Origin of the sequence: Bacteroides luhongzhouii, assembly GCF_009193295.2 — a bacterium.
GTDB classification, from domain to species: domain Bacteria; phylum Bacteroidota; class Bacteroidia; order Bacteroidales; family Bacteroidaceae; genus Bacteroides; species Bacteroides luhongzhouii.
Genome location: NZ_CP059973.1, coordinates 5,611,578 through 5,625,128, shown reverse-complemented (window position 1 = coordinate 5,625,128; position 13,551 = coordinate 5,611,578). Strand labels below are relative to the sequence as shown.

The 13,551-nt window shown below is 43.6% G+C and carries 10 protein-coding genes; 6 read left to right on the top strand and 4 right to left on the bottom strand.

Features of this window, described 5'->3' with window-relative positions; all coding sequences use genetic code 11:
- Window positions 1-14: 14 nt before the first annotated feature.
- The 5 genes from GD631_RS21540 to GD631_RS21520 all read left to right on the top strand — a co-directional run bounded on the left by GD631_RS21540 (window position 15) and on the right by GD631_RS21520 (window position 8,191).
- Complete coding sequence (locus GD631_RS21540; RefSeq protein ID WP_143257853.1) at window positions 15-2,054, top strand: hypothetical protein; 2,040 nt, start codon at window positions 15-17, stop codon at window positions 2,052-2,054.
- A 42-nt stretch (window positions 2,055-2,096) separates the two neighbouring features.
- Entirely contained in the window at window positions 2,097-3,188 is a 1,092-nt protein-coding gene (locus GD631_RS21535) for a carboxypeptidase regulatory-like domain-containing protein (RefSeq protein ID WP_143257854.1), read from the top strand.
- Between the two features lie 26 nt (window positions 3,189-3,214).
- Window positions 3,215-6,145 (top strand): tetratricopeptide repeat protein, encoded by a 2,931-nt coding sequence (locus tag GD631_RS21530; protein WP_143257855.1) that lies wholly within the window; start codon window positions 3,215-3,217, stop codon window positions 6,143-6,145.
- Complete coding sequence (locus GD631_RS21525; RefSeq protein WP_143257856.1) at window positions 6,142-6,963, top strand: hypothetical protein; 822 nt, start codon at window positions 6,142-6,144, stop codon at window positions 6,961-6,963. Before GD631_RS21530 ends, GD631_RS21525 begins: the two co-directional genes overlap by 4 nt.
- A 169-nt stretch (window positions 6,964-7,132) precedes the next feature.
- Complete coding sequence (locus GD631_RS21520) at window positions 7,133-8,191, top strand: linear amide C-N hydrolase (RefSeq protein ID WP_143257857.1); 1,059 nt, start codon at window positions 7,133-7,135, stop codon at window positions 8,189-8,191.
- A 113-nt stretch (window positions 8,192-8,304) separates the two neighbouring features.
- Here GD631_RS21520 and GD631_RS21515 read toward each other — a convergent pair whose 3' ends face one another.
- Complete coding sequence (locus tag GD631_RS21515; RefSeq protein WP_143257858.1) at window positions 8,305-9,669, bottom strand: dipeptidase; 1,365 nt, start codon at window positions 9,667-9,669, stop codon at window positions 8,305-8,307.
- Window positions 9,669-10,745 (bottom strand): chorismate synthase, encoded by a 1,077-nt coding sequence (aroC, locus tag GD631_RS21510; RefSeq protein WP_143257859.1) that lies wholly within the window; start codon window positions 10,743-10,745, stop codon window positions 9,669-9,671. Before aroC ends, GD631_RS21515 begins: the two co-directional genes overlap by 1 nt.
- Window positions 10,746-10,907: 162 nt before the next feature.
- Here aroC and GD631_RS21505 point away from each other — a divergent pair, with 162 nt between their 5' ends.
- Entirely contained in the window at window positions 10,908-11,474 is a 567-nt protein-coding gene (locus tag GD631_RS21505) for a calycin-like domain-containing protein (RefSeq protein WP_143257860.1), read from the top strand.
- Between the two features lie 102 nt (window positions 11,475-11,576).
- On the opposite strand, the gene GD631_RS21500 is transcribed toward GD631_RS21505, so the two are convergent.
- Both GD631_RS21500 and GD631_RS21495 read right to left on the bottom strand, forming a co-directional pair.
- Window positions 11,577-12,365 (bottom strand): porin family protein, encoded by a 789-nt coding sequence (locus GD631_RS21500; protein ID WP_185911537.1) that lies wholly within the window; start codon window positions 12,363-12,365, stop codon window positions 11,577-11,579.
- Between the two features lie 29 nt (window positions 12,366-12,394).
- Window positions 12,395-13,480 carry a PCMD domain-containing protein gene (locus tag GD631_RS21495; protein WP_143257861.1) on the bottom strand — a complete coding sequence of 362 codons (1,086 nt, stop codon included), beginning with the start codon at window positions 13,478-13,480 and terminating at the stop codon, window positions 12,395-12,397.
- Window positions 13,481-13,551: the final 71 nt, after the last annotated feature.

Here is a 13,551-nt window from a genome sequence, read left to right as displayed (position 1 = left end):
AATAAATTATTCATATGAGCCGCTTTATAAACTACTATAAGAAGATATTCTCACAAGAGTACATGGATCGCACTATTTCGGGGGGGATCAAATCACAACTCACCCTGCTACTCATTACCATCGCTACGGTGCTGGCTATCTTTTTTGTTATCGTGATGCTCTTTTCCATCCAACTGCATGGACACGAGGAGTGGGGAGAAAAGCTCTGGGTGGTGTACAACAACTTTGTAGATCCCGGTAACCAGATAGAAGAGACTGCTTGGCCTAACAGGATGTTAGTGGGACTTATCAGTTTTTCGGGATCCATTTTGTTGGGTGGTGTGCTTATCTCTACCATCTCTAATATTATAGAGCGGCGTGTAGGGGTGGTATACACAGGGCGGATGACTTATCGTAATATAAAAAATCATTATGTGTTGATAGGATTCAATGAGTTGTCTATCAATATGATACGTGAACTGTATAACGAATGTCCTTCAGCACGCATCTTGCTGATGAGCGGTATAGAGGCGGCAACAGTGCGCCATCGTATACAGTCGGCCCTCCCCATCGAGATAGAGCGGCAAGTGCTTGTTTACTTTGGCAATATTGAGTCGATTGAAGAACTTCAGCGGTTGAACATAGCGAGTGCTATTGAGGTGTATGTGTTGGGAGATGAAGAACGTTACGGACGTGATGCTAAGAATATAGCTATTGTGCATTTGGTGAGTGCTCTGCGTGGTAAATGTTCCGGCGGCGAGATGATGCCTGTGTATGTGCAGTTCGACAGCATCCCTTCATATTCTAACATACAGAAAATGAATTTGCCGCCCGAAGTATTTAGTATAGAAGGCAAACCTAATATTTTCTTTCGCCCCTTTAACCTCCACGAAAATTTGGCCCGGCAGCTATGGAGCCTCTACGCAGCCGATTGTGAAAGGCGTTATGATCCGCTGGATTATCGCCCCATAAGCATAACGCAACAGCCTGATGGAAGTTGGAGTGCTACCAGTCAAGACTATGTGCATCTGGTTATCGTGGGATTCAACCGAGTGGGACGTTCGTTGCTACTCGAAGCACTACGTATCTGCCATTATGCCAATTATGATGACCGCCTGCCTGCGGATGAACGTATACGTACCCGCATCACTTTAGTGGATCGCGAGATGGAAGCACAGAAAGACTACTTCAAAGCTCAGTTTCCCTATATAGAGAGTCAAATAGATGATATTGAGGTGGAATATTGCCATGACGACATTTGCAGTACTGCTATGCGTACCCGCCTGCAGCAGTGGGCACAAAATAAACATTGTATGCTTACAGTGGCCATTTGTGTGCATGATCCAGATTTGAGTCTTTCATTAGGACTCAACTTACCGCATGAAGTTTATCAATATCAGTGTCGTGTGCTAATCCGTCAGGAGTTTAATAATGATTTGTCGTCGATGGTGGACGACGAGAAGGGACGCTATCGCTATGTCAAGGTGTTTGGTATGGTAGACAGGGGAATAAAGAAAAACATCTTGCAAGATAAACTGGCTTTGTATGTGAACTATTTATACGATTGTTGTTATGCTGATGAAAGTCTCAAACAAAAAGAGGTATTGAAGAAGATGTATGAATCCTACGGTAACCACTCTGCCGACTTTATTTTGATGAACCATCAGGCGCAGTTTCTGTGGAATAAACTAAGCGAGCCGTTGCGTTGGGCTAACCGCTATCAACTAGATGCCTACAGTGTATTTTGTCGCACACTGGGCTACGGCATCAGACGGAGTGACCGCTCACCGACACGCATATCCGAATCTATGTTCAATGAAGAACTGCCAGCTCAAGTTTTGTATTTGTTAGTGCGCATGGAGAAGTACCGATGGAATGCCGAGCGTACAGTGGCCGGCTGGAGACGTGCTAAGGTGAAGGATAAAGTATTTTTGCAACATCCTCTTATTATGCCTTTCAGCGAGCTACTGCAAAAGCATCCCGAGGAGCTAGAGAAGGACGCTGATGTTATTTATAATCTGCCCTACATACTGGCATTGGGAGGATATGAACTTTATAGATTGGACGATCAATAGATCTATTTAACATTTGTATATAACGACACAACATTTAGATACATGAAAAACGTAAAAGTCTTTATTGCTTCGTCGGCAGAACTCGATGAAGATAAATTGCAGATGGATCTCTACTTTTCGCAGAAGAATAAGGGATATAGGAAACGTGCCATCTGCTTCGAACAGCGTACCTGGCGTGATTTTCCCAGTTACCTTTCCGAGGAGCATCTGCAGAATAGATATGATGATTACATTCGCCAATGTGATATTGTGATTTTTCTTTTCCACACTCGTTTGGGGCAATATACGCTACGCGAACTGCAAGTTGCTTTTGAACAAGTGAAGGCGAGTGGTGGTAAACGTCCCAAAATTTACATTTATGCTAAACGCGACGAGCATGGCGCGGCACTACTGGAGAAACTAAAACAATACAGTGAGCAAGAATATGGGCACTTCTGTGATACTTATGCCGACTACAATGAGTTGTTTCATCACTTTGACTATCAGTTAACGCAACTGGAAAACGAAGGTTTCATACGTCCCGATCCTGTAGACTTGCCACGTACGAGACGTTTTGTACTGCTTTGTTTGCTGCCTGTGGTGATAGTGGCTCTTTTCTTGTTGGCCTATCAGTTGTGGCAACCTGTGACGTTTAGGGTCGAACTAAAAGAGAATATAGCTACCACGCTGCCCTTCCGGGGAGCTACGCTCACGCTGAAGTATGCCGATGTAGTGGAAACCCGTGAACTGGCTACGTTGCAAGAGATGGTGAAATTTGAAGGCATCAACCGCAAGCATGCTTGGCTCGACGACTTCACGCTAAGTTTCAAAGCTAAGGGCTATATGGCTGTAGATACTACACTAAGTTACACCCATGTTTGCTCTCTGAACATTTGTCGTAATAATGATGCCGGTCTGCTGAAAGGGATAGTGACTGATGAAGAGAGAAGACCCGTAGCCGATGCTCGTGTGCAGGTACTGGACTACTCTGCACAGACCGGGGCCGATGGTTCCTTCTTGATAGAGGTACCGTTATCGCAGCAAGCCACTAGCTATCGTCTCACTGTGATGAAAGAAGGCTTCGAAATCTGGGATTACAATGGGGTAGCTCCGTCGCCTACCGAGCAGATGCGCATAGCCTTGCGCAAAAAATAGTATAACCTTCAAACAACAGTGTACTCATGAAAAAACTCCTGTTTACAGTTGCGATATGTGTAGCTACTTTTTCGGTTATATGTGCACAGAGCCAACGCGGCACTGTAGTGATACAAAATTCTGGCAAAAAAGCCTTGCCGCAAGTGAATATAGTGATAGAGGGGGCTACACCCACTACCAGTGATGCACGGGGTTGTTTTGAGGTGCAACTACCCAATCATATAGAGGGGCAACGGTTGCTTATACAACAGATAGCCTATCGTGACTGGGTGGTGGTTAATCAACACATGGTGAACCAATGGGTATATGCACCTACCAAAAACTATCGGGTAGATATGTGTGCTAAAGAGGAGTATACAGCTAGAGTAGAGCAATTCTACCAAATAGGTAAAACCAATGCGAAGGCTAAGTACGCTAGTGCCATGGCGCAACTCAAACAACTCAAAGAGGAAGGTAAAGTGAATAGCGACCATTATATGCAGCGTCGGAAAGAGATACAGGCGGCCCTGAACAATGCGCAAGAGATGTTAGACTATTATGTCCCCTTGTTAGTAGCCATTAATACAGATTATTTGGAGCCTATAGAGAAACAGGCGCAGCAGTTAGTGACACAGGGGAAACTCGATGAGGCTATCGGCTTATACGAAGGATTACAATTGGAAAAGAAGTTGGCGCATGACCTTGGTCTGAAGAAACAGTGGGATGAAGATATTGAAGACATGATACCCACCTTAGAACGATTTGCGCAAACATTGGTACTGCAAGGTGGTGAGGAGAGTTATCAGAGGGCGGGAAAGTTGTTTAAAATGATAGCCGACAGCAGCCCTACGCACATGAACCGTAATGCCGACTATGCGAACTTCGCTTATCATCAGAGAAACTTTACAGATGCCGAGATTTACTACAAGAAAGCCGTAGAGCACAGCAAAACACCTTACGATTTGGCTGATTGGTATACAAAACTAGGCCTTATATATGATGATGTGAACCGTTTGGACGAGAGCTTTGATTATTTTAACAAGGCGATACAGGTGCTCGATAAGCTACCAAAAAACATGTTGGCTACAGCCGAACTTGCCGTGAACCTCAATATCAATTTTTCGGTCCTGCTCCTTAAGATAGTGCGCAAGAGTGCGGATAACGAAAAAAAGAAGGGGTGCCAACTGGCACTTAATATGCTTAAGGAGGCTGTGAATATCCTATTAGCTTTAGGATCTACGCAGATGCAAGATTACGAATCGAAGCTCATGGCTTGTTATCAAAACATGGCTGTTTTCTATAGAATAATTGATGATAAGAAAGGGCTGGCACAAGTTCAATCGGGTATCGACAAACTCGATATGGTCAGTGCGGAAGCCGATACACAACTAGACTATTGGGTGTCGAAGGTAAATCATGCTCACTACAATCAAAAATATGCCGAGATGTTGGCTGCTTGCCAGAAAGCTGATGAGGTTGTAGAAAAATTGTATCGTAATAATCCCCGTCAGTATAAGATAGAGCGTATCACTGTCTATCAGTTGTTGGCTACCGCCTACTATGAGTTAGACCGGTATGTTGAGGCGGTGAACATTGACGAAGAGGGATTGGCTATTTTCAATACCCTCCCTGACGAGGAGAAAGATATGCAGCGTGAACTCTATTATAACTTATATTACAATCTTTATCAGTGCTACTATTATACCCAACAGCATAATGAAGCTTATGATGCTATCGAAAAAATCCATCCATATTTGAAGATTGAGGAGCCACAATATGCTGTAAGTATATGGTTCACAGCTCTCAATGCTGCTTACAATTTAGGACGTTATGAAATTATGAAATATGGCAAAGAAATCGTCGAAACCCTTAAGGTGTGTCAAGATAACGAGACTTTTTATTCGCAGGTCAATGCTTGTTATGCTTTATTGGGTGCACTCTTTTTCAATACCGGTCATGTGGACACAGCTCTTTATTTCTATGACCTTAGCGATAAGTGTGCTGCTCAGCATGGACATACGCGTATGTTAGCTTACAATAAACTTAATCGTCTGTCACTTAGTCTTATATGCCATCGGGCGCAGGAAGTTATTGCCGGTGCTCCGGCTATAGAAATCGAATTAAAGAAACGGCAAGCCGATAACGATAGTTTTGCACAGTTGAAGTATGTCCAAATGATGGCTCATATGATGCTGGGGCAATGGGATGAAGCTAAGCGCATCTCACAACTCATGAATCAGATGCCGGCGCAAGACGCTGCAGCCGGACGTGCCCGCTCGTTGTTGGCACAGGCAGTATTATGTATGCATACCAAGCAGGAGGCGAAAACCTATTTTGACCGTTTCGTGGTCGAAGCCGAGGATGTACGCAGGTATAGCCTCTTTAGGTATTATGAGTTGATGTCTGACTACTATTTTTTGTGTCTCTATTATGCTATACAGGACAAACAATATAAACAGGCTAATGATATAATCTCCAAACTGTCCGATGTCGTGAATGGTTTGACCGAGGAATCACCTGTTCGAGGTGTCTATATGCAAATACTGTTGCTGAACAAATGTGGAGACTTGGCTTACTTCACTCACCAATATCAGAAGACTCTTGATGCCTATGAAAATGCCATCTCTTCATTTTATGAATATCATGCAAATTCAAATGTGCAATGTTATACTTATATGTATGGTTGGGTGTCGTCATTATTATTGGATAATGATTTCTATAAAACAGAGCAAAATATGCGACAGATGAAAACAGCCCGTCAGGGATTCATTCAACAGGCTTTTATGCTAGCACTTTACGCTTTACATACTGATGACGAGGCGGGTAAGGAACTGGTGGCTCATCTCAAAACTCGTAAGTTGCCTGGAAGTGAAGAATGTTATGCTCCTGTTTTGTTGCTTTATGGTAAACAGATGAAAGACCATATAAATCAAGACTATCAACCTACACTTAATCTACTCATCCAATTGTTGTCATGAAAAAGTTTTTGTTGTTTGTTTTCTGTGGGTTATGTGGCTTTAATATCCATGCTCAAGTTACGCTCAGGGGAGTGGCTGTGAAAATGAATTCTGCTTTTACTCCTGTGGCAGGAGTAGAGGTTGTAGTGCAAGGTGGTGTGCCTACTCTCACTGATGGTGCAGGTGCCTTTATACTGAAACTACCTCACATGGAACCGGGTGATCTCTTGTTCGACATCCGTATTCATAAACAGGACATGGAGATAGTTAATCTCAAAGAAGTGGAGCAATGGGTGGCGAGTGAAGATATACTTTATAAAGTAGTGCTCTGTCCGAAGGGGTATATTGAACAGAGCAGACGGAAATTCTACAACATAGGTAAAAGTCATTACCAGCGAGAGTATGAACGTAAATTGCAGGAACTTCGTGTGACACGCGAGTTGCAGCAAGCAGATGCTACGGCTTTTGAACAAGAAATGGCACAACTCAATCAGGAGTATGACAAGCGTATGAAGTTGCTGGAATACTATGCCGATAAGTTTGCGCGTATTAACAAGGACGAACTATCAGCCATGGAACGGCAAGCTTTGGCGTTAGTGGAGAAGGGGGACATTGATGGTGCAATACATATCTATGAGACATCAGGTATTGTGGAGCAATTTAGTAACAAGGTGGCGCAACGTGATTCATTGCAACAGTCATTGCAAACTACTCGTAAGTTCATTAAACAGCAATTGGAATGGTACGAAAAAGAGGGAGGTAGTGTATCTCAAGAAAAAGCTATTCAGCTTAAACGGGTGTTACAACAGTTAGAGGAGAAGTACAAACAGAATGAATAGGTAGAAAATGCTTCCTGCGATGATAACTATCATGTATCGAAAAACAAAAAACTTCTTTCCCCATCGAATAAATTCTTTTTTTTCATTAAAATCCTCTTTCTTGTGGGCAATAATCGTGGCATATTTGTTATTTATAAATAAGAGTATCAATTATTTAAAAAGAAAGAATATGAAGAAAAGATTAGTAGGAGTTGCATTGGTGTTGGCTACCGTCTCTTTGGGGAGTATACAGCCTGTGGAAGCATGCACGCGTGCAGTATACATAGGTCCTGAGCAGATGGTGATAACAGGGCGTACCATGGACTGGAAGGAAGATATCATGACGAATATCTATGTATTTCCACGCGGTATCCAGCGTGCGGGACATAACAAGGATAAAACGGTAAACTGGACTGCCAAATACGGAAGTGTGATTGCCACAGGATATGATATTGGTACTTGCGACGGAATGAACGAGAAAGGATTGGTGGCGAGTCTGCTTTTCTTGCCGGAATCTGTTTATTCTCTTCCCGGTGATACTCGTCCGGCAATGGGAATCAGTATTTGGACACAGTATGTACTCGATAACTTTGCTACGGTACGCGAAGCCGTTGATGAACTGAAAAAAGAGACTTTCCGGATTGATGCTCCCCGTATGCCGAATGGGGGACCGGAATCTACCTTGCATTTGGCTATAACCGATGAAACTGGAAATACGGCTGTATTGGAATATCTGGATGGAAAATTGAGTATTCACGAAGGGAAGGAATACCGGGTGATGACAAATTCTCCCCGATATGACTATCAGTTGGCTATTAATGATTATTGGAAAGAAATTGGTGGCTTACAGATGCTACCGGGAACAAATCGTGCGAGTGACCGCTTTGTCAGGGCTTCTTTCTACATTCATGCCATTCCGCAAACAGCTGATGCAAAAATTGCTGTTCCCAGTGTATTGAGTGTGATGCGTAATGTTTCTGTGCCATTTGGTATTAATACGCCGGAGAAGCCTTATATTTCTTCTACCCGTTGGCGTTCTGTCTCCGATCAGAAGAATAAAGTGTATTATTTCGAATCTACTTTGACACCGAACATGTTTTGGCTGGACTTGAAGAAAATAGATTTTAGTCCGAAAGCAGGGATTAAGAAATTGTCTCTGACAAAGGGAGAGATTTACGCAGGTGATGCAGTGAAGGATTTGAAAGACAGTCAATCGTTTACTTTCCTTTTCCAGACTCCGGTTATGTAGTTTGTCGGTGTCTGCAAATATATAAAAAGAGCGGTGGACAAGTGTTTGATTACAAGCTTGTCCATCGCTCTTTTTTATATACCGTTTATAACTTGACCTTTTGTCTGTCCGCTTTATCGTCTGGCATATTCCTGATGAAATTCAATGACTGCCTCTATCCCTTTACGGAAAATATCCAGTGAAAAGTTTTCGTTGGGTGAATGGATGGCGTCTGATTCAAGTCCGAATCCCATCAATACGGTTTTGATTCCCAGCACTTGCTCGAAAGTGGAAATGATAGGAATACTGCCGCCACGGCGTACTGCCAATGGTTTCTTTCCGAAAGCAATTTCAAAGCCTTTTTCGGCAGCCTGATAAGCAGAAAGCGAAATCGGGCATACGTATCCTTGTCCTCCATGCATTGGAGTCACTTTCACCTGAACAGTTTCCGGAGCAATGCTTGAAATATACTCTGCAAACATCTGCGAAATCTTATGATGATCCTGATGCGGCACTAACCGGCAGGAAACTTTAGCATACGCCTTTGAGGGAAGTACGGTTTTAGAACCTTCCCCCGTATATCCGCCCCAAATGCCACATACGTCAAAAGACGGACGACAGCTGTTGCGTTCCAATGTACTGTATCCTTTTTCTCCGAAAAGTTCTTTTACGCCGATTGCTTCTTTGTATTTCTTTTCGTCAAAAGGAATATGGGCTATCATGTCCCTTTCCGCTTGAGGCACTTCTTCCACATCGTCATAGAATCCGGGGACAGTGATACGTCCGTCGGTATCCGTCACCTTGCTGATAATCTGGCAAAGTACGTTGATCGGATTGGCTACTGCACCTCCGAAATGTCCGGAGTGTAAATCACGGTTCGGTCCGGTCACTTCTATTTCCCAGTAAGCCAGTCCGCGAAGACCGGTCGTTAAAGACGGAAGTTCAGCTCCCAGCATACTCGTGTCCGAGACAAGGATGACGTCTGCTTTCAGTAACTCTTTGTGCTCTTCGCAGAAAGCCTCCAGGCTGGGCGAGCCTATTTCTTCTTCACCTTCGAAGATGAATTTTACATTATTCTTCAGTAATCCGTTTTTGACGAGATATTCGAATGCTTTCACCTGGATGAATGATTGTCCTTTGTCGTCATCTGCTCCACGTGCCCAGATATATCCGTCCCGTATTTCCGGTTCAAACGGTTGGCTCTTCCAAAGTTCCAGCGGTTCGGCCGGCATTACATCGTAATGAGCATAAACCAATACAGTCTTTGCGTCCGGATCGACAATTTTTTGAGCAAAAACAATCGGATTGCCTTTTGAGGGCATCACCAATGCTTCGTCTGCTCCGGCTTCAAGTAACAACTGCGCCCAGCGTTCCGCACAAGCCAGCATATCATCGTGATGCTCCGGCAGAGCACTGATGCTGGGGATACGGATGAGGCTGAACAGGTCATTCATCATTTCCGGTTCGTGCGCTATTATGTATTTCTGAATTTCGTTCATTATAGTTGCGTCGTTTTATCCAATAAGTAATAATCAAGTATGGTCATGGCGGTCATTGCTTCTACGATAGGCACGGCACGGGGCAGTACACAAGCGTCATGGCGTCCGCGTGCTTTCAGGGTGGTGTCGATACCATCAATGTTGACGGTTTCTTGTTCCATCAGCAATGTTGCAATAGGTTTGAATACTACACGGAAATAGATATCCTGACCATTACTCAATCCTCCCTGAATACCTCCGGAGTGATTGGTATGTGTCTCGATGCGTCCGTTGTTATTATAGAAAACATCGTTCTGTTCGGAACCTTTCATTTTCAGTCCCTTGAATCCTTCACCGTATTCGAATGCTTTGGCAGCGTTGATGCTTAACATTGCGTTGCCCAAGGCTGCATGGAGCTTGCCGAAAACAGGTTGTCCCAGTCCGATGGGGCATCCCTTGATGACGCAGGTCAGTGTGCCGCCGATGGTGTCACCTTCCCCCTTCACTTTATATATAAGGTCTGCCATTTCTTTTGCTTTTTCCGGGTCCGGACAACGCACATCGTTTGTTTCTATCAAATCGAGATCGTAATCCGAGTAAGTGCCCTCTAGCTTGATAGGACCCACCTGCGAAGTATAAGCAGTGATGCTGATACCCAGTTGACGAAGCGCTAACTTGGCCAATGCGCCGGCTACCACGCGTGAAATCGTTTCGCGTGCGGAAGAACGTCCGCCGCCACGGTGGTCACGGATTCCGTACTTTACTGTGTACGTGTAATCAGCGTGTGAAGGACGATATACATTTTTCAGATTGTTGTAGTCATTGGAGTGTTGGTTTTCATTCCAAACGATAAAGCCAATAGGGCATCCGGTGGATTTCCCTTCAAAAATACCTGAAAGAAACTCAACTTTATCGGGTTCTTTACGTGCAGTAGTAAGAATAGATTGTCCCGGACGGCGACGATTAAGTTCTTGTTGTACAAATTCTTCGTCGATGATAATTCCTGCCGGAAATCCGTCAATCACTCCTCCAACTCCTTTTCCATGAGACTCACCGAAACTTGTGAGCCGAAAGATATTGCCAAATGAATTAAACATAGTTGTGGCTTTTTTAAAATTACTATATGCAAATATAACAAAGTTTTCGATAAGAAAGTTGTGAACTCGAAATATCTTCGAAAAAGGAAGCATATTGAACCTTTTTTCTTCTTTTTAGTTTATAAGGGACGAAGTTTATTATAATAACTAAACCAAAGACGTATGAAAAAGAATCTATTGTATTTATTAGCATTAGTCTGCTCTCTTACTTTCTTTGCTGCTTGTAGCAGTGATGATGACGACAGTGATAACAAGGATAATGGGAATCCTCCTGAAGAAGAAGCTGCGATAACGGCTCCGGATGTAGTCGGAACGTATTGGGGAAATCTGGATATATCCATGATACCGGATGGCTCTGACCAGGAAATTGTCATAGGGGATGGAATAGAGAAGTTTATCACCCTATCGCAGGTCAGCAATACGGAAGTGAAGATTGAACTGAAGGATTTTGAATTGTTTATCAATCAACAGATTCTGAAGTTTGGAGATATTGTTGTTGATAAATGTGAAGTGAAGAAGGGGGAAGGGGTGTCTACGTTTACCGGACAGCAGGACCTTACGTTTGAGGGAAATGCTGCTTCTTTGGGTACTTGTCCTGTAACTGTTACGGGAACGGTAGAAGATGGAAATGCAGACATGACCATTAACGTGAAAGTGCCTACATTGCAACAGACTGTAAAAGTGACCTATTCCGGAGTGAAACAGGTGGCAGAGCCTGGTGGCAATTAATCTTCTTTTTTATCACAGGACACGCGGATTCATACAGATTATAAAATAGAGACTATTAATATAAATAATCAGTGTGAATCCGCGTATTATCTGCAGTGAAGTTTAAAATGCGTACCCAAAACCTATGTTTAAATAGATGGGGTACATTGCAAAAGTGATTGTATTAAAATCGTTTTTAAATATATCGTTCAATCCCCAGGTGAGATCAGCGTACACATTGAGGTGCTTGAAAGCTCGCCATCCGGCTCCCACCTGTAATCCCCACTGAAAATGTCTCAAGTCGTCCGAGAAATCGTAGGTTGCAATTTTGCCGTCGGTAAACTCTACTTTCGGACCGGTAGGATCATCTTCCCGCAAATATCCTTCGTACACATGACCTGAAAATTCTCTTGAAAGCAGATAGGAGAAATAAGGTCCGGCTTTGATGTTCCATCGGTTACTTAGTTTGTAGGTGGCCATTAGAGGTATGGTCAGTCCGGCGGTATGTACTTTGGTTTTCACTCCGCCCGTCCATACTCCGCTGATTCTTTCACCTCCCTGCCCGAGAATTTCCATATTGTAATTCTTCACGGTGGCTTCGGTGGTCATTGCTTTGTTTTCGAGCCGGAGTCCGACTATGATTCCGAGCTTGTTCTGAACGGCAATCCATTTGGTCACTTCGCCCCCTATGCTGATGGCCAGCGTCGGGTTATATCCGTCAATCGAACGGATTTCTACCGGAAGGGGAAGCGGAGCCGTGCCGCCAATGCTGAAACCTGCTTTGATCTCATATTCCAGTCCGTGAAGGGCGGAACGGATCAGTGTTTCATTTCGGTCTACCTGTGAATAGCCGGGGAGAGCTATTCCTATACAGGCTAGTAAACTGAATATATACGGATAGATTTTTATCATGATTGTTGTTATAAAGTTATTTAATCCCACTAATTTTCCGAGTGATAGATTAACTCGGCTTCATCGATTAGTAATGTACTTCCGATTGCTCCGTTAAAATGATCTCCTTCCAGGCTTGAGGTGAACACGATGGCTATATTATATTTCCCATCCCTTAGCTTCTCCTTATCTATGAATTTTCCGGGGAGAGTGATAAAAGGAAGTTTAAAGTAAGTCCATTCGTTCGTTTCTTTGGCATCATCAATCCGTGCCGTTGAAATCAGGTTCGGACTGGTGAATGCATTCGTTCCGTCAAGAGTAGGAACGGATTCGCTGGTTTCGTACATGATGGCATATATGTCACAGATGTCCCGTTTCCCGTTCACAGGCTTTCCTCCCTCTGTAAACTGATCTCCTGCTTTGTATTTATAATAACCTGCCAGATAAGTGGGTACATGCCGGAAAGGGAGCCCGAATTTGGTTGCTTTCAGCGGATTGCTCATAGCGTTATTCACATCGAAAGAGCCGATAAACAGATTTCCTGCCGCAATAGGCATTCCTGCTAGCTGACCGAAGAATCCGGTACTGCGTGTCACTAGAGAGAGGCATTTGCCGGCTTTCCCGTCCGTTATTTGGAAAGTGGGATAATCATCGGCTGTTTTGGCTACTCCGGTCATGGCATAACCCGCATTTCCGCTGGCCCATTCCATTACTACTTTATCTCTTTCGCGTTCCACAAATATGTAGTACTTCTTTCCACCAAGTGTATCTTCGAAATTATAGTTTGTGGCAAGTTCCGTGTCGATCACCGATACGGTATATGCTTTTTCCCAAACGCCATCAGCGGCTGTGACAGTATATTTCTGTGGGGTATTGAAATTTCGTTCCGTGCCGCTAAGCGGACTGATCGTAGCTCCTGGAGTTAATGTAAATTCAGGCTTGAGTTCTGAAATATCAGTTCCCGGACCGACAAAGATAGTTATGGAATTATTGTTAATAATAGGACTGGTTGTCATGGTTACTCCCGGTAATATGCAACTTAATATGTCTGCTTCTGCATTGAGGGCTTCTTCGCGGATACATGAGGAGGATACAATTGCTAGTAGCAAATAGATAATCACGTGTTTCGCTTTCATTTTTCTATCAATTCTTTCTGTTAAAGTTTAGCGTATGGGAGATTTTATAACAATATGAGATTTTATTTGTT

Bases quoted from the DNA above. Each gene is read 5' to 3' on its own strand.
- GD631_RS21540 (WP_143257853.1), top strand. From the start codon at position 15: ATGAGCCGCTTTATAAACTACTATAAGAAGATATTCTCACAAGAGTAC.
- GD631_RS21535 (WP_143257854.1), top strand. From the start codon at position 2,097: ATGAAAAACGTAAAAGTCTTTATTGCTTCGTCGGCAGAACTCGATGAA.
- GD631_RS21530 (WP_143257855.1), top strand. From the start codon at position 3,215: ATGAAAAAACTCCTGTTTACAGTTGCGATATGTGTAGCTACTTTTTCG.
- GD631_RS21525 (WP_143257856.1), top strand. From the start codon at position 6,142: ATGAAAAAGTTTTTGTTGTTTGTTTTCTGTGGGTTATGTGGCTTTAAT.
- GD631_RS21520 (WP_143257857.1), top strand. From the start codon at position 7,133: ATGAAGAAAAGATTAGTAGGAGTTGCATTGGTGTTGGCTACCGTCTCT.
- GD631_RS21515 (WP_143257858.1), bottom strand. From the start codon at position 9,669: ATGAACGAAATTCAGAAATACATAATAGCGCACGAACCGGAAATGATG.
- aroC (WP_143257859.1), bottom strand. From the start codon at position 10,745: ATGTTTAATTCATTTGGCAATATCTTTCGGCTCACAAGTTTCGGTGAG.
- GD631_RS21505 (WP_143257860.1), top strand. From the start codon at position 10,908: ATGAAAAAGAATCTATTGTATTTATTAGCATTAGTCTGCTCTCTTACT.
- GD631_RS21500 (WP_185911537.1), bottom strand. From the start codon at position 12,365: ATGATAAAAATCTATCCGTATATATTCAGTTTACTAGCCTGTATAGGA.
- GD631_RS21495 (WP_143257861.1), bottom strand. From the start codon at position 13,480: ATGAAAGCGAAACACGTGATTATCTATTTGCTACTAGCAATTGTATCC.